The following is a 15522-nucleotide window of genomic DNA, read 5'->3' as shown; positions in this document are numbered from 1 at the left end:
TTCCCCCGTTCACATGCAGGTTACTTGCAAAAGATAACCTGGTTCGTTTTTCCCCAGTCGTTAATTTCGCCGGTGGTTAATTTGCGATAGGTTGTCAGGGTTAGGCTATAGGCGCATGAGGGCCATGCGCTAAAAGGTGGAGTTAAAACAAATGGTGACGGCGAGGCCATGTCAAATTTCTTAGCATCTCCGCGCGGAGTTGTGCCACTGGGCAAACCGCTGACCGTACCCGTAGCGTTTGACCATACACCCAGCGACCAGCTGGCAATCAGTTCATGATCAACTGTGTAATCGGCATGGGCGGTTCCGCTTACCGGAGTGCAGCCGCTGCCTCCGCCGGCAAAAAGCTCTTCCAGCTTCAGCAGGTTCACTTCGTTCCAGTTATTCACATAGATTTTGCCGATAAGCGATTGGGTATTCAGGTTTGGCGAGCCTGGATTAGCCGGATCGTCAGTAGTTTGAAATTGGATGTATAACATTCTGCCGTTTTTCTGATCCGCCACAGGTACAGCTAAACCAGGCGTTAAACCGGCGCTGGCATCGCCGCCGCCGATGATGGTAGTTGTGTTTAAGTAAAACAACGAGCCATAAAAGCCATTATCAAGCGCGGGTTGGTCAACCCGTACCCAGCCGTTAACATCCGGGTGCAGCACATGATCCGGGATTGGGTTAGGGTAATTATCTACCGGTACGCTATCGGGCACAGAAGCCGGTTGATTGATATCGATCACTACATCCTGAAATGCGGTGGTACCATTCCAGGTGATTTGCCGGCTGGCGACTTTTAAGGCTGTAGTTTCCATCTGGGCGGTGGTTACCGGGCTGAAGTTCACGTTATCGGTAGAAAACAAAAAGCGGTAATAAAGCGGGCTGGCCGGCGCGGTGGGCACTTTCTTGGTGGCGTAGCCCCCAGCTTAACCGAACCAAAGAAACCGTAACCTGTGCCACCCGCTCCAAATTTGCTGATGAGGGTTTTACCGCTGCCGTCGATATCAGATGTAATGCTGAAATTCCCTACCGAAGTAAACCATGGTGTATCGCTGGTAATAATGCCGCCGCCTTTAATACACAGCTTTACGCAGAAACAGTTATTGGCGTTGTGCCTGTCGTTTTGGCGGCCGCGGGTGCGGTCTTCCGCTAACAATACAGTGCCAGATGAGCTTTCAACCCTGAAATAATAATCAGGTCCGGCAGGCCATTCTACATTAAGCCATGGCAATAAGGTTTTCCTAAAATTGTCGCCAGGATATACGATAGTGAACTTGCCGTTGTTATCGGTATAGGCGTTGCCCAAATAGTCGTCTTGCAGCAGGTCTACATCATAAGCAAAAACTTTAACACCGGGGATTGGCTTTTGGGTTTCACAATCGTTTACATAACCGCAAACTACCCAAATATCCAACAGGGTAAGGATACGGCAAAACCATTTGGCATCTATTTTATAATCAAATCTCGCATATTGAGCACTTTCCTGGCTGCTTTTATACAGGGGTTGCAGCGTAGTAATGTGGAACTGTAATGCCGGATCCTTTTTAGGCAAAGGAATTTTGAAAGGCACGTTGCCGCAATACCAGTCTACATCAATACTGCCGCCTTCATAGCCTGATTTGCCGCCATCGATTTCTATAGTAAAATCGCCGTTTTCCTGCACATCGGCCTGGGTGATGAACAGCCGTTCCTTGGCTTTCAGTTCATCATCATTTACCTGATGAAAGGTTTGTTTGGGATCGGCTACAGCAAGCCGGGTTTCATTTTGCTGATCGGACGGGCGATAAACTTTTACCGATGTACCCGCAACGGGCAGTTCGCAATCTGAACATAATAAACCGCGAAGGTTCCCTTTAATAATGTAGTTCATAAGTTTTTGATTAGTATTTGTACCGGCTTACTCTTTAAACTGGATTTTCAGCATACTCCACCGCAAGCAGGCTGATGTCCAGCTCATTTGCTGTGTCAAAGTTTGGGTAAAACGGCTGCGCAATCAACGTTGCCAGTACGCTATTATAGCCTGTGCTTGTACGTGATATAAAAGCGTATCATCAACATGAACCAAACGTAGAATTACGTTTAAAGGGAAAGTATATAACAAAAAAGCGCCCTCCCAAATAGGAAAGACGCTTTGCAATCACATTTTAGGTTGTTATTGATACAGATACGTTTCGGTGAGGTGCTGCATAGCTTCTTGGAACAAGGCAAAAGCAGTTTCCTCATCATTTTGGTTTATCGCGTTAAGCGAAGTAGCAATATATTTATCGTACAGGCCTTTAAATATCGCCTCTTGGTTTGGTGTTTTGTCAAGAGCTTCCAGCAGCGATGCAGAAATGGTGTAATATTTCTCAACTTCCACACCACTAAACTTATCGGTTAGTATTTTATCGCGGAACGCGCGCAGTGTATTTAACTGGCCTTCGGCTTCGGTGCCTAACATAGTAGTTGTAATACGGGTAAGGGCGCATGGGTCTTTGCCTGTAGTTGGGCAACCTGTTGAACCTGGACACGGATATGATTGATCTCCTATTAAAAACATATTGCTTTCAGGGTGTATAATTGCTTTATAAGAGTAGTCAGCATCAATACTGTGCCCGAAGTGATAGACCAAGTTATTTACTTTTGTGCTACATACGAGTTCGGTTAATATTTCTCTTCCCATGAACGATCCGCGGTTAATTTGTGTATAAGCCATAGTCGGATCAAGCTTTTTAAAATTCAATACATGATTAAATAATACCTGCCATGTTCTTTCTAATGAAATAACTTCACCAGTGTTAGTCATAAAACCATGCTGGTTGATAATGGAATTAGGTAAACTGGCAGTTACTGTGTAATTACAGGGGATCAGTATCAACATTCTTGATGAAGGATCATTGGCATCTTCAAGGCCGTTCATAAACTTGATACCGGATACGTTTTCGCCGCTTAAAACAGTTTCAACAGCTGTGCGGCTAAGCATTACCGATTTAACTTCTGTAGGGAATTTTTGCTGAAAATTTTCGGTTAACTCTTGATAAAAGCTTTCGCTGATGAACTCGCCTACCTGATCAGGGCTGATCTGTGTAATTAGCATTTCTTGTTTCATAAAATTGAGGTTAAGGTTTTTGTGATATTATTATCAAAAGCAATTTAATAAACAATATCCATATTCAGATATTATATTAAAAACTTTTTTGCATCCTGAAAAACAGGATTATTTAAGCGCAAAAGACCTATATAACCAGCAATTTCATGCCACGTAAGATTACAGTTTCTGATACGTAAAAATACGTATAATACGCGGGTAATAAAACGCATATAATTTGTAATTCATTAATAACCAACAACATAAAACCAAACCAAAAACCTATCATAACCTATATGGCCGGGGCATCTCATTGAGAGAGATACTTATTAGTATTAGTTTTATACAAAAAAATCCCTACACGCTATTATTTTTTATGGAAACACAAGAAAGAAGACCTTCATCACCTATCACCGGAAAAGAAGGCGCACCGATTGATATCAACCTGGCCGCCGAATGGACAAAGAATCACAGGCATCGTAATCCAAAAGATATCATATCACAATTTTTCGGACAGGAAATATTAAACACCATATTAAAGCAAGATGGCTGCATGGGCATCCGTATCTATTATGCCAACGATCAAAAACTTAATAGCTGGCAAAAGTTTTGGGTTTCTGTAAGCAATTTCCTTTTATCTGTTATCGCCAATGTTAGCGGGCAGCAGCATTTTATAATCACTGGGGTAACGGCTGATGGAGAAGATCAACTTCCAGGCAATAAATCAGCAGTGGCTAAAGAGTCTGCCAAAGGTGTTCAAACCTTCGCACTCATGACAGCCCAAAATGACAATATTGTTGGTGAACAGGCTATGCCATGCCCTGGAACATCTGGATGCCCACAAAATATACTTACAAACGATTAGATATCTATCCTAAACACCATGGATGTCGCCCTATTATTATCTAAAATATCAGTAATTTCTGGCGTTGTCCCGCTATTGGCCGCTGCCTATAATTACAAGGGGTTGGATAGACTAATGAAAACATTGTCACTATTTTTGCTAATATCAAGTCTTTTTGATTTTGGTCAATGGTTGGCTTTCGCTTTCAAACCATATACAGGACATCCATTAAACACCAATCCATTACTTCATGTTTATGTTACAATTAGCATTATTTTCTTTGGTATTATCTACTATAATTTGTTTAGAAATTCGATACTGAAAATAACAACATTAATATTAGCAGCTTCGACAATGAGTATTGTATTGTATTATGCGAGGCATCCTTTCGATTATCCATCGGTTTCGAATACAGCATCAAGTCTTTTACTAATAGTATTGTCGCTTATATACTTCTATCAGCTTTTAAATCCACAAACCTTTATTCATATTGAAAAACAAGGTTTATTTTGGTTTAATTCAGGCGTGCTATTTTACTCAGCAGTCAATATCTTTTTATTTATGCTTTTTAGCAAGATACCTGATAAGGATAAAGCAGATTATTATGTTATCTTTAGCATAACTAATATTATTACGAATCTAATATACTCTGTTGCATTACTTTGCAAGCCACAAAAAAAGGCATAGCAGGTTTGCATATTATGATCATGTATAACAGCCTTATTTTAGAGATAACCCAAAATGGCTTAATCCCGGTACTCATCATCGGGACACTCGTAGTTGTTATATTGATCGGCTTTTTATTTTTCTTCGTGATTATTTACCAGCGAAGGATGCTAAAAAACCAGGCAGAGTTACGCGCCATGCATGATGCACGGCAAACAGATTTAATGAACGCTGTTTTTGAAACCCAGGAAAGTGAGCGCAGACGCCTGGCCGAAGACCTGCACGACAGCGTTGGGCAGGTGCTTTCGGCAATCAAGCTTAACCTGCACCGGCTGGACAAAAATTGCGTGAGCGAGGTAAGCCAACCCCTGCTGATAGATACCCGCAAACTGGCCGATGAGTGCATCCAGGAGATCAGGAACATTATACAAAACGTCCTGCCTCCTATACTTACCGACTATGGATTGCTGATTGCTGTTGAGGCGCTGTGTACCAAGGTGGAAAACAACACCCATATCAAAGTTAATTTCACTAAAAATTTTGCCGACAAGCGCTTCTCTAATGAAATTGAACTGGCACTGTACCGCATAGCCCAGGAGTTGTTTGGTAATGCTATCAAACACTCGGAAGCTACGGTCATAAACCTTAATATGGCCTTACAAGCCGGTTACCTCATTATGGAGTTTAAGGATAACGGCAAAGGCTTTAATATGGGCGATGTTAAGCAGGGCTTTGGTCTTAAAAATTTACAAAGCCGCGTGCAACTCATTAATGGCGAAATAAATACGTACAGCAAACCGCTTAGCGGGGCAATCAGTATCATTAAATTAAAAGTAGCATAGTTAAAATCAATAGTTTATATTTATTGATAATTTGAATCTTGTTAACAACCTATGGGCCCAATTAAATTAGGTATAGTAGACGACCATAAAATTTTCAGAAATGGTTTAAAAGCTACCCTTGAAGATTGCGGAGGTTTTGAGCTGGTACTCGAAGCTTCGAACGGCAAAGAGCTGATAGGCTTATTGACCGACAAAACCCCCGATGTTATATTGATGGATATTAAAATGCCCGAAATGGACGGCATCCAAACCGCCACCTATGTCCATCAGCATTTTAAGGACATTAAGATCCTGGCGTTATCCATGTTTAATGAAGACAAATACATTGTGGATATGATGAAAGCCGGCGCGTCGGGCTACCTGCTTAAAAACGCCGAACCGGAAGAGATCATCGAGGCTGTATCAACCGTTTATAACAAAGGTTTTTATTTTAATGAGCATCTTTCTATAACGCTCATCAAACAGCTGGTAGGTAACGACCACGCCGATAATATCCCCAATAACAAAACCGACCTTAACGAGCGCGAAATTGAAGTGCTTAAACTGGTTTGCCAGGAGTGCTCCAACCAGGAGATAGCAGATAAAATTTTCCTGAGTGTGCGCACGGTTGAAGGTTACCGCGCAAGGCTGTTTGAAAAAACCGGATCGAAAAATTTAGTAGGGTTGGTTATTTACGCTATTAAGCGTGGTATTATTAACGTCACGTAACCATTGGTACTAAGCTATAGAAAAGGGAACTTTCGGACTTCTGACGTTGGACTTAGTAACAACTACGCCGACAACTTTTTATCGCCGGCCAGGTTGCGCATAAACCTTTTGCGGTAGTTAAGTGGGCTGAGGTTCATTTTGGCTTTAAACATTTTATAAAAGTGCGATACATCGCCAAAGCCACTCTCATAGGAGATCTCTGAAATAGGCTTATCTGTTTGCACCAGTTGCTGTATGGCATAATTAAGGCGATACTCAATTATAGTTTCCATGAATGTTTTGCGGGTAACTTTTTTAAAGTATTTGCAAAAAGCATTCGGGGTCATATTGGCAATACCGGCCGCTTTATCTAATGATACATGTTTTCTGAAATTTTCAACCAGGTAAGCAAATACCGGGTTAATACGCTCACGCTCGGTATTTGAGCGCTCGCCAATAATGCGGTTCTGATCGAGCAGCACGTACTCTTCTGATGAAGCCATACGGTGCAGGATCTCGAGCAAACCTATCAGCATCCTGAAATTACTTTTCTCTTCAACCAGGCTAAGCAGTAGTTTGTTAACTTCGGCACGCGTTTCGCCATAAAATGACACTCCGCAACCGCTTTGCTGAAAAAGTTTTTTGATAAGCTGAAGCTCAAATTTGTTAAAAAACTCCTCGCCCAAAAAAGCATCATTAAACTGGATCACCACCGCGCTTGCCTCGCGAAGCACTGTTTCATTGGGTTCAAGTTTCCAGCAATGCGGCAGGTTAGAACCAAGCAACACCAGATCGCCGGACGCAAAATCTTCCATGTGGCTGCCAACATAGCGTTTGCCGGTGCCGCTGATGATACACGTTAATTCATATTCTTCATGAAAATGATAAGGGGCATCAAATGCCAGCTTATCAAATTTCCGTACCAGAAATGACTGCGTATTTGTAGGTTGAAGAACTTCGTACGACGCTTTTATCATTGCATATTTTAACGTAAATAAAATTCTAATTCAAATTACGGATAAAATCATCCATAAATGTACCATTCATTTCATTTTTTTCAACTAAAGTTAACCTTACTTTGAAATATAAACCTAAAAACTATGGATACACAGATCGCTCATTTACCGTCACTTGATAATTTTATAAAACTATCCAACCACAATATTAATGAATTTCGTGAAAAAGGCCATACCCTTGTACACGAAGTGCTTACAAAAGATGAAATTGCTGCCTATCGCCCCGTAATTGTTGGCGCGGCCGACAGGTACAACACCGAAAAGCGCAAACTGGAAGAGCGCGATACTTATGGTAAAGCCTTTTTGCAGATCATGAACCTTTGGCAGGTTGATGAAGATGTTAAAACCTTTGTAATGGCCAAACGCCTGGCCAAAATTGCCGCCGACCTCATGGGAGTTGAAAATGTGCGTATCTATCACGACCAGGCACTCTTTAAAGAACCCGGCGGCGGCCCTACCCCATGGCACCAGGACCAATATTACTGGCCCATCGATACCAACAATACGGTAACCCTCTGGATGCCCCTGGTTGATATTGATGTAAACATGGGTATGCTGACCTTTGCCTCGGGTTCATACGTTAATGGCGCTGTATTTAACCATGAAATTTCTGACAGAATCGGAATCGGCGTTTGACGAATATGTGAAAGAGAAAGGGTTTGAAATAACCCGCGCCAAAACCATGAAGGCTGGCGACGCAACCTGGCACCGGGGCTTCACCATCCACAATGCTCCCGGCAACAACTCAGACAAAATGCGCGAGATCATGACCATCATTTATGTAGCCGATGGCGCCCGCGTCACCCCTTACAAAAACGAATGGCAAAAAAATGATCATCAAAAATGGCTTATGGGTAAGCCTATCGGCGGGCTGATTGATTCGGAGTTGAACCCGAAGGTGCTCTGAACCGCTGATGATTTTTGATTGCACTGATTACGTTGATCGTATGAACATGTTAAAGCATCAGCGAAATCAACGTAATCATTATCAATCAACGGTCACGCTGCCACCCAAACCGCATCAATAAACCATTTTTTGGTATCAAAAAACTGGCCTACCGGTTGAAAGCCTGTGTTTATGGCTATCTGATCGGTTTGCATAAGGGTAAACTTTTGGGATATCTCCATATAGATGTATTCATCCTTCTTGAAATCTATTTTTTCGTTGCCGATGCTTACCTGCTGATCTTGCAAACTGATGAGGTAGCTTTTGCACGCCCCGGTTTCAGGATCGTAGGTTGGATAATGTTCAAACTTGCTTATATCAAAATTAGCATGCAGCTCGCGGTTAATGCGGCGTAACAGGTTGAGATTAAACTCGCGGGTAATACCATCTTTGTCATTATAAGCAGCAAGAATAACGCGCGGGTCTTTTTTCAGGTCCATGCCAATTAACACCATATCCCCTTCTGATAGGTTATTCCTTAGCTCACGACAAAACTCTATAGCCCCATCAAGTGGCATATTGCCGATGTTTGAACCTAAAAACAGCACCACTTTACGCCTTGGTGAAATAGCTGCAGCCTTATTCAGCATTTCAAAATATTCACCGTTAAGTCCGGTGATCTTTAAACCTGGCAAGGTTACGGGCAGCGTTATGTTGAGGTATGATATTACATTATCTGAGATATCAATAGGCAAATAAGTAAAATCAGCCTTTTTATCCAGCAGATATTTAAGCAGGTAAGAGGATTTTGTGGCATCACCAGCACCAAGTTCTATCAGGTCAAAAGCATCGCCATCAGCAATCAGCGCATCGCAGATTTCAGCGGTTTTTTCTGAAAAGATCTCCAGTTCGCAGTTAGTCGGATAGTATTCAGGGCAGTTCATGAGCTCCTGGAACAGCTTATCGCCATTGGCATCATAAAAATACTTTGAATTGAGATGCTTTGGCTCCGCCTGCAGCCCTGCTACAACGTCGGCATAAAACTGCCTGTTTTCGGCGCTTATGTCACAATTTACGGCTGTGGGTGTAAAGGCTTGGTTCATAGATGTGGTGGTGTTTTGTGTCAATTTACCTCGCAAGTCTTATGCCAGTAAATTGCCATCGTAAATTTGTCTGAAAAAAATTGCGATAAGTTGCACGACTATGACCCGGAGGTGTAACTTCTGACGCGCCGCGCAAAACTTTCTGGTTAACCATAAACTTGCCATTGTATTCGCCTATGGCACCCGGCGCCTTGGCAAAACCCGGGTAAGGCAGGTAGGAACTTTCTGTCCACTCCCAGCGGCGCCCCCAGTTAAATTTTGAAGAGGCAGCTTCCCACTCAAACTCGGTCGGCAAACGCAAGCCCTTCCACGAAGCGTAAGCATAGGCTTCAAAATAGCTGATATGGGTAACCGGATCTTTCAAATGAAGTGGCTCTAAACCGTGATAGGTATAGTTATGCCATTCATTATCTATCAAATGCCAATACAAAGGCGCTTCTACTTTATTGGTTTTCACCCAATCCCAGCCTTCGGCATGCCAGTGCCGGAAATCATGATAACCGCCGCTGTTAATAAATTCCAGGTATTCGGCATTGGTTACCAGTTTGGGGCTTATTTCATAAGCATTGAGGTATACTTTATGCCGGTTAAGCTCATTATCGAAACAAAATCCATCGCCGGTAAAACCTATTTCATAAATGCCTTCATCCATGCTGATAAAAGCATCACCCTCCCCTTCATCAATACGGGGGGCAGCGTAATTTTTATTATAGGCAGGAAACAGCGGATTATGGCCCAGGATGTATTTAATATCCGTCATTAAAAGTTCCTGGTGCTGCTCTTCGTGGTTAAAACCGAGAATAAGGAGTTCTTTAACATCGTCACCTACTTCGCCGCATAAAAAGCCCTCCATGGCCTCGTCAACATATTTACGGTAACTGTAAATTTCAATAACCGTTGGGCGGCTTAAGTTACCACGATCTGTACGGATCACGCGCGTGCCAACAGTTTCGTAGTAACTGTTAAAAACGTAATTATAATCAGGATTATATTCCTTGTAACCCATGAAGTAGGGCTTAAGGATGAACGTTTCAAAAAACCAGGTAACGTGACCAATGTGCCATTTAGGCGGACTAACGTCCACTACGGGCTGCACCACATAGTCTTCCGTTTGCAAATACGAACAAATTTTTTCTGTACGTTGGCGTACCTCTTTGTACCGGGCTATTAAATCCATCGATGTTATTTCTTATCCAAAAACTGTTTTAAGTTTGAAATTGTTTTAATCCCCAATTTCCTGGCCTGCTGCTGCCTCATCATTAAAGCGTAAGCATTGTTAAAACCAATGGGTTTAAGCCATTTAATTTGATACCTGCTTTCAAACTGGCGTTGTACATAATTGTATGTGCTATCCCTGTTTACTGTTACCTCATTAACCGTTTTTGGCGATGCCTGTAAAATAGCCAGCAAACCCGTCCCCGTGTATTCTGGGTAAAAATCTATCTGGTTATTGGTTAGCGCGTCAAAGCAAATTTTGGTGCCGCCAAGGCCTGTTTTGGTTGATACCTCATGATCTGTATAACCCTTTATCAGCATGCTGTACATATTAGCCAGGATGTATTGTTCACCAAATATCTTTGAACCTATCCGCACTATACCATCGTTCCCGCCCCGTTCCGGTCGCCATAATTTATTGGCAACCAAAAAATCCTTTGCAACGCGCTCGGGGCTTTGGTGAAGATAGTCGGTACGGTAATTTAAAACCGTCATGACTGAATCATTTATTTTGCCCGAAAGCAGATTTAATGTCGGCTCAAGGTCAGGAAATTTTTTCAGGGCATCATCGCGAACAATTGGCGCCGCATAGTATGGCGGAAAAATGTGCTTATCATCATCCAGCACAACCAAATCGTAAGCTTTTAGCCTGCCATCGGTTGAGTATCCGCTGATCACGTCGAGATGCTTCTCAAACGCAGCTTTATACATTACAGCATCACTGATTACGATAGTATGGATCTTTAAGCCATATTTGCTCCTAAGGCCGAGGTCGCCGTCCTGCCTGCCCATAAACTCGGGCGTAAAACCCGCGGTAAGCCTTCCTTCTGATTTTGCCGGGATGATATAGAACAGGCATAAAACAATCAGCAATACCGGAAAAGCATATACCACCCGTTTAAGCTTTTTAAAGCTGACCTTCTGCACCATCGACAGTAATAAATCAAAAATAACAGCAAGCAAGGCCGATGGGATTGCTCCTGCCAGGATCATGTTGGTATTATTAAGTGAGATCCCACCGAAAATAAACTCGCCCAAACCACCGGCTGCAATGAGCGAGGCCAGTGTTGCCACGCCAACGTTGATCACCGTAGCGGTACGGATGCCCGCAAATATTACCGGCATAGCCAGGGGCAATTCTACCTTAAACAGTATTTGCCATTTGCTCATCCCCATAGCAACAGCAGCTTCTTTAACGGCCGCATCAACCCCTAAAATGCCCGTGTAGGTGTTGCGGATAATGGGTAGAAGTGCGTATAGCAATAATGCAACAATGGCTGGCTTAGGACCAATCCCTAAAAGCGGGATCATGAAACCAAGCAACGCTATACTGGGAATTGTTTGCAATACACCTGCAATACCTAAAACTACACCGGCGAATTGTTTTTTACGAACAATAAGAATGCCCAGCGGCAAGCCAACCAATACAGCTATACACAACGAAATAAAAGTAAGCCCGATATGCTGCAGTGTTTGTTCCTGCAACTTGCCGGCCTGCTGCTGTATAAACTGCCATAAAGTTTGCTGTTGCTCATTCATGGGCCTGATGGTTTTTATATTGATAAAAGGCCGTCATCAGTTGTTCAAAGCTTACAGTTTTAATCTGGTTTTGATCTTTGCTGATATTAATGGTTTCGCCGTTATTAAATTTAAAACTCTCCAGGGCTTCCCACAGGTTAATACCAGCTTCAAATGACGAAGCTTTTGCTTCTTTGTTCAACTCTGGTAACAACTCCCAAAGGTCAATCAGTTTAATCGCCTTAAATTCCAGCTGCAACCGCTGATGTTTCAGAAAATCCTTTACAAAATCATTGACAGGATTAAAAAGCAATTGAGCAGGTGTGCCCGACTGTACAATTTTTCCTTTATCCATCAGGCAGATCCTGTCGCCCAATTCAAAAGCTTCCTGTACATCGTGCGTTACCATGATGATGGTTTTACGCTTAAGCTCATCAAGTGCCTTAAATTCGGCGTGGATTTTTGATCGGGTAACATTGTCCAACGCCCCGAAGGGCTCATCCATCAACAGCACCGGCGGGTCCGAAACCAATGCTCTGGCCAGGCCAATGCGCTGCTGCTGGCCACCGCTCAGTTCGTTAGGGTAAATATTCAGATACGAAGCATCGAGGTGGAGTTTTTCCATTAGCTCGGCCGTGCGCTTTTCAGTTTTCTGCTTATCCCATTTTAATAAGTTAGGAACAACCGCTATATTTTGAGCAACCGTATAATGCGGAAACAAGCCATTATTTTGCAATACGTAGCCAATTCCGCGGCGCAGGATTTCAGGCTGCTGCTCCATGATGTTTTTACCATGAATGTAAATACTGCCTTTGGTTGGCTCAATAAGCCGGTTGATCATTTTTAGCGTGGTGGTTTTACCGCAGCCGCTGGTGCCCAACAAAATGAGGTTCTCCTGCTCCCCTACCTCGAAAGATACCCCATCAACTGCTTTAACCCCACCAAAATATTTGCTTACCTTATCAACCTTGATCATGCGCGCTGGTTTAATCCCCAAGGGTCATGAAAAGGTTATTCAGCGATTCGGAATACAGTGGATGGGCAAAAACACAATAGCGGATCCTATCGTAAGTGATACCGCCTTCCATGGCCATTTGCAGCACAGTCATGATTTCTCCGCCTTCGGGGCCAAGTACCGTAGCACCTAAGATCTTTTTCGTATCGGGATCAACAATGGCTTTCATAAAACCACGTGTATCGCCGGTTTCAATAGCACGCGCCACATGGGCCATGGGCAGTTTTGCTACTTTATATTTAATCCCCAGCTTTTTTGCCCCGGTTTCATCCAAACCGATCCTGCCCAGTTGCGGATCGGTAAACATGCAATAAGGCACCGGACGGTCCTGGATGTTATAATCCGTTTTTTCAAAAAGGTTACGGTAAACAATGGTATAATCGTTATAGGAAATGTGTGTAAACGCCGGTCCTCCTTTTGCATCTCCCAATGCATAGACACCGGCGGCGGAGGTTTCCAGCTTATCGTTCACTTTGATATTACCATGCTCATCCGTTTCAATCCCGGCGATGGGCAAATTCAAAGCCTCCGTTTGCGGTTTACGGCCGATGGCCACCAATACATGGGTGCATTTAATTTTGCGCTCCTCCCCTTTTTGAGCTATTGTTGCTGTTATTTTGCCGCCGGCTTTTTGTTTAAACTTAACAGCCTGAGCATTATTGAGTACCTCGATTTTCTCCAGTTCGAGGATCTTTTGCATCTCTGCCGAAATATCCTCATCCTCATGCGAAACTATCCGCTCTGATTTTTCTAAAATAGTAACCTTGCTGCCAAACCGCCGAAACATCTGCCCAAACTCCAGTCCAATGTAATTTCCGCCAAGCACAAGCAGATGCCCCGGTACTTCTTCCAAATCAAGTATGGTGGTTGAGTTGAGATATTGTATCTCATTCAATCCTTCAATTTGGGGAATCAAAGGCAGCGCGCCGGGGTTTAAAAAGATAAGATCGGCAGTAATCGTTTGCTTTTTCCCGCTATTAAGCTTAACCTCAACCGTTTTTTCGCCGGTAAAAGTCGCCTCGCCTAACACCACATCGAGGTTCTGTGTTTTTTCGGCAGATTTTAGTCCGCCATTACGCGAGCGTAATACGATATCATCCTTACGTTTTTTTATGGCGGCAAGATCAACCGAAAACTTTTTTACCGGCACGCCCAATTCATGACTTTTACCGGCCATGTAAGCCGCCTTTGCCGAAGCAACCATGGTTTTAGTAGGCGTACAGCCATCGTTAACGCAAGTACCGCCATAAAATCGTTTCTCAATTATAACGGTCTTTTTCCCGGCATTAGCCAATTTTTTGGCTAATGGGGCGCCGGCCTGACCGGCGCCTATAACAATGGCATCGTATGTTTTCATAGCTTTATTCGGTAATTTTCACGCCCTTCCAAAACGCCACATAGTTAGTAATGTTTTTTGCGGCATCCTTTGGTTCGGGATAATACCAGGCAGCATCCTGGTTTTCTTTGCCGTCAACTTCGAGGGAATAATATGATGCCAGTCCCTTCCACGGGCAGGTTGTATGCACATCGGACGGTTTAAGATACTCGGCCTTAACACTTTCTTTAGGGAAATAATGATTATTTTCAACAACAATAGTGTCATTGCTTTCGGCAATGACCTGGTTATTCCAGATAGCTTTCATAAAAAGATGATTGATTTATGGAATAAAGATAGCTTTAACCCTGCAAGGTTTGCAAGCCCCATCTTAATTTTTTATTTTATTTAATTGATATACAACAACTTTCATCAACAATTTGGATTTTTTTATTCTTTATTTTAATTTTATTATTTAAACTCTATCTTTGCAATCCCAAATCAAGGGAAACAATAAAAAAGGCCCGTTCTGTCTAGGGGTTAGGACAGGAGATTTTCATTCTTCAAACAGGGGTTCGATTCCCCTACGGGCTACCACAAGACGCGAAACCTCAAATCGAAAGATCTGGGGTTTTTTAATACGTTATCAATCCAGCGTTTTCCGGGATTGTGTAATGCAAGTTACAGGAAACAAAATAAAAAAGGCCCGTTCGTCTAGGGGTTAGGACAGGAGATTTTCATTCTTCAAACAGGGGTTCGATTCCCCTACGGGCTACGAAGCCGCTTTGCGAAAGTAAAGCGGCTTTTTTATTTTTAGAACCTTTGTCTCATTTCAGAAATCCACATGGAGAAGTTTCTTAAAACGCCTGATCAAATATCTGCTTTAATGCAGCATTGGTTCCTTTCTTATCATCGTAAGGACAGAGATTCTTTTTCAGGGTCTGAAGCTTTCACCTTTTTTGATCTTATACCTGAAGGTCTCCAACAGGCACTTCTTCAGCGAGCAAATTTAGATGAGCACGAAAAGCCCGTATTCTTGCTCAATTGCGGCAATGCCGGATTTGTATTGAATACCACTCATAGATTCATAAGGATAGGCGAATCTGATCTTGATTCTATTTTTTATACAGAGTTTACGTGGCACAGTGGTTATAAATCAATAAGGATAGAAGGGGCGCCAATAGGAATTAAGTCGGATGGATATTTTGCCGAGTTCGGTTTGGAAACCCAAAGACGTGAAATTGTATATTGGTTGATCCCATCCGGAAAAGCCGGGTTTGCTTTTTGGAATGTCACAAAAAAATGTGAGCTCATAGGGCGAAAGTATCTTTAACAGGTTCACTGAAAACATCGAACTGAA

17 protein-coding genes and 2 tRNA genes are annotated in these 15522 nt (G+C 42.8%); 9 read left to right on the top strand and 10 right to left on the bottom strand.

Going from position 1 to position 15522, the window contains the following annotated elements:
* Positions 1–20: 20 nt before the first annotated feature.
* The 3 genes from ACQ86K_RS32520 to ACQ86K_RS32510 form a co-directional block, all read right to left on the bottom strand.
* Positions 21–833 carry a hypothetical protein gene (locus tag ACQ86K_RS32520; protein ID WP_431199461.1) on the bottom strand — a complete coding sequence of 271 codons (813 nt, stop codon included), beginning with the start codon at positions 831–833 and terminating at the stop codon, positions 21–23.
* Positions 830–1858, bottom strand: coding sequence for a hypothetical protein (locus tag ACQ86K_RS32515; RefSeq protein ID WP_431199460.1), 1029 nt, complete (start codon positions 1856–1858; stop codon positions 830–832). The genes ACQ86K_RS32520 and ACQ86K_RS32515 overlap by 4 nt, the downstream gene beginning before the upstream one ends.
* Positions 1859–2140: 282 nt before the next feature.
* On the bottom strand, positions 2141–3076 hold the full coding sequence (locus ACQ86K_RS32510; RefSeq protein WP_091173412.1) for a hypothetical protein: 936 nt from the start codon (positions 3074–3076) through the stop codon (positions 2141–2143).
* A gap of 355 nt (positions 3077–3431) precedes the next feature.
* On the opposite strand from ACQ86K_RS32510, the gene ACQ86K_RS32505 reads away from it, so the two are divergent.
* From ACQ86K_RS32505 to ACQ86K_RS32490, 4 genes are read left to right on the top strand one after another with little or no spacing between them, the layout of a single operon-like run.
* A complete protein-coding gene (locus ACQ86K_RS32505) occupies positions 3432–3920 on the top strand; it encodes a hypothetical protein (protein ID WP_091173409.1) in 489 nt (162 codons plus the stop codon).
* Positions 3921–3938: 18 nt separating this feature from the next.
* The gene (locus ACQ86K_RS32500) at positions 3939–4586 is read left to right on the top strand and encodes a hypothetical protein (protein WP_091173405.1); all 648 of its coding nucleotides are present in this window, start codon (positions 3939–3941) and stop codon (positions 4584–4586) included.
* Positions 4562–5407, top strand: a complete 846-nt coding sequence (locus tag ACQ86K_RS32495) for a sensor histidine kinase (protein ID WP_143020853.1) — start codon at positions 4562–4564, stop codon at positions 5405–5407. The genes ACQ86K_RS32500 and ACQ86K_RS32495 overlap by 25 nt, the downstream gene beginning before the upstream one ends.
* Positions 5408–5458: 51 nt before the next feature.
* Positions 5459–6115 (top strand): response regulator transcription factor, encoded by a 657-nt coding sequence (locus ACQ86K_RS32490; RefSeq protein ID WP_091173398.1) that lies wholly within the window; start codon positions 5459–5461, stop codon positions 6113–6115.
* A gap of 62 nt (positions 6116–6177) precedes the next feature.
* Here the strand turns inward: ACQ86K_RS32490 and ACQ86K_RS32485 are convergent, their stop codons facing one another.
* Positions 6178–7071: an AraC family transcriptional regulator gene (locus ACQ86K_RS32485; protein WP_090533677.1), complete on the bottom strand. Its 894-nt coding sequence runs from the start codon at positions 7069–7071 to the stop codon at positions 6178–6180.
* A 123-nt stretch (positions 7072–7194) separates the two neighbouring features.
* On the opposite strand from ACQ86K_RS32485, the gene ACQ86K_RS32480 reads away from it, so the two are divergent.
* Positions 7195–7746, top strand: coding sequence for a phytanoyl-CoA dioxygenase family protein (locus ACQ86K_RS32480; protein WP_431199459.1), 552 nt, complete (start codon positions 7195–7197; stop codon positions 7744–7746).
* Positions 7712–8017: a hypothetical protein gene (locus ACQ86K_RS32475; protein ID WP_431199458.1), complete on the top strand. Its 306-nt coding sequence runs from the start codon at positions 7712–7714 to the stop codon at positions 8015–8017. The genes ACQ86K_RS32480 and ACQ86K_RS32475 overlap by 35 nt, the downstream gene beginning before the upstream one ends.
* A 92-nt stretch (positions 8018–8109) precedes the next feature.
* Here the strand turns inward: ACQ86K_RS32475 and ACQ86K_RS32470 are convergent, their stop codons facing one another.
* The 6 genes from ACQ86K_RS32470 to ACQ86K_RS32445 are packed head-to-tail and all read right to left on the bottom strand — an operon-like array spanning position 8110 to position 14490.
* Positions 8110–9099, bottom strand: coding sequence for an L-histidine N(alpha)-methyltransferase (locus ACQ86K_RS32470; protein ID WP_091173391.1), 990 nt, complete (start codon positions 9097–9099; stop codon positions 8110–8112).
* 25 nt (positions 9100–9124) lie between these two features.
* Positions 9125–10276 carry an ergothioneine biosynthesis protein EgtB gene (gene egtB / locus ACQ86K_RS32465; RefSeq protein WP_091173387.1) on the bottom strand — a complete coding sequence of 384 codons (1152 nt, stop codon included), beginning with the start codon at positions 10274–10276 and terminating at the stop codon, positions 9125–9127.
* A gap of 5 nt (positions 10277–10281) precedes the next feature.
* Positions 10282–11853: an ABC transporter permease/substrate-binding protein gene (locus ACQ86K_RS32460; RefSeq protein ID WP_091173383.1), complete on the bottom strand. Its 1572-nt coding sequence runs from the start codon at positions 11851–11853 to the stop codon at positions 10282–10284.
* Positions 11846–12808, bottom strand: a complete 963-nt coding sequence (locus tag ACQ86K_RS32455; RefSeq protein WP_091173379.1) for an ABC transporter ATP-binding protein — start codon at positions 12806–12808, stop codon at positions 11846–11848. Before ACQ86K_RS32455 ends, ACQ86K_RS32460 begins: the two co-directional genes overlap by 8 nt.
* A gap of 10 nt (positions 12809–12818) precedes the next feature.
* Positions 12819–14204, bottom strand: a complete 1386-nt coding sequence (locus tag ACQ86K_RS32450) for a mercuric reductase (protein WP_091173375.1) — start codon at positions 14202–14204, stop codon at positions 12819–12821.
* Between the two features lie 4 nt (positions 14205–14208).
* Positions 14209–14490, bottom strand: coding sequence for a DUF427 domain-containing protein (locus ACQ86K_RS32445; protein ID WP_091173371.1), 282 nt, complete (start codon positions 14488–14490; stop codon positions 14209–14211).
* A gap of 193 nt (positions 14491–14683) precedes the next feature.
* Between ACQ86K_RS32445 and ACQ86K_RS32440 the strand changes: the two genes are divergently transcribed.
* From ACQ86K_RS32440 to ACQ86K_RS32430, 3 genes are all read left to right on the top strand, one after another.
* A tRNA-Glu gene (locus tag ACQ86K_RS32440) sits at positions 14684–14759 on the top strand.
* A gap of 106 nt (positions 14760–14865) precedes the next feature.
* A tRNA-Glu gene (locus ACQ86K_RS32435) sits at positions 14866–14937 on the top strand.
* Positions 14938–15006: 69 nt separating this feature from the next.
* Positions 15007–15495, top strand: a complete 489-nt coding sequence (locus tag ACQ86K_RS32430) for a hypothetical protein (RefSeq protein WP_091173367.1) — start codon at positions 15007–15009, stop codon at positions 15493–15495.
* Positions 15496–15522 lie beyond the last annotated feature (27 nt).

It is taken from the genome of Mucilaginibacter sp. P19, assembly GCF_050632265.1.
GTDB lineage: Bacteria > Bacteroidota > Bacteroidia > Sphingobacteriales > Sphingobacteriaceae > Mucilaginibacter > Mucilaginibacter gossypii.
This window is presented reverse-complemented; position numbering and strand designations above follow the sequence as displayed.

Excerpts from the sequence above, each read along its gene's own strand:
- ACQ86K_RS32460 (WP_091173383.1), bottom strand. The coding sequence starts at position 11,853 with ATGAATGAGCAACAGCAAACTTTATGGCAGTTTATACAGCAGCAGGCC.
- ACQ86K_RS32490 (WP_091173398.1), top strand. The coding sequence starts at position 5,459 with ATGGGCCCAATTAAATTAGGTATAGTAGACGACCATAAAATTTTCAGA.
- ACQ86K_RS32480 (WP_431199459.1), top strand. The coding sequence starts at position 7,195 with ATGGATACACAGATCGCTCATTTACCGTCACTTGATAATTTTATAAAA.
- ACQ86K_RS32510 (WP_091173412.1), bottom strand. The coding sequence starts at position 3,076 with ATGAAACAAGAAATGCTAATTACACAGATCAGCCCTGATCAGGTAGGC.
- ACQ86K_RS32455 (WP_091173379.1), bottom strand. The coding sequence starts at position 12,808 with ATGATCAAGGTTGATAAGGTAAGCAAATATTTTGGTGGGGTTAAAGCA.
- ACQ86K_RS32445 (WP_091173371.1), bottom strand. The coding sequence starts at position 14,490 with ATGAAAGCTATCTGGAATAACCAGGTCATTGCCGAAAGCAATGACACT.
- egtB (WP_091173387.1), bottom strand. The coding sequence starts at position 10,276 with ATGGATTTAATAGCCCGGTACAAAGAGGTACGCCAACGTACAGAAAAA.
- ACQ86K_RS32475 (WP_431199458.1), top strand. The coding sequence starts at position 7,712 with ATGAAATTTCTGACAGAATCGGAATCGGCGTTTGACGAATATGTGAAA.
- ACQ86K_RS32470 (WP_091173391.1), bottom strand. The coding sequence starts at position 9,099 with ATGAACCAAGCCTTTACACCCACAGCCGTAAATTGTGACATAAGCGCC.
- ACQ86K_RS32450 (WP_091173375.1), bottom strand. The coding sequence starts at position 14,204 with ATGAAAACATACGATGCCATTGTTATAGGCGCCGGTCAGGCCGGCGCC.
- ACQ86K_RS32430 (WP_091173367.1), top strand. The coding sequence starts at position 15,007 with ATGGAGAAGTTTCTTAAAACGCCTGATCAAATATCTGCTTTAATGCAG.
- ACQ86K_RS32485 (WP_090533677.1), bottom strand. The coding sequence starts at position 7,071 with ATGATAAAAGCGTCGTACGAAGTTCTTCAACCTACAAATACGCAGTCA.
- ACQ86K_RS32505 (WP_091173409.1), top strand. The coding sequence starts at position 3,432 with ATGGAAACACAAGAAAGAAGACCTTCATCACCTATCACCGGAAAAGAA.
- ACQ86K_RS32515 (WP_431199460.1), bottom strand. The coding sequence starts at position 1,858 with ATGAACTACATTATTAAAGGGAACCTTCGCGGTTTATTATGTTCAGAT.
- ACQ86K_RS32500 (WP_091173405.1), top strand. The coding sequence starts at position 3,939 with ATGGATGTCGCCCTATTATTATCTAAAATATCAGTAATTTCTGGCGTT.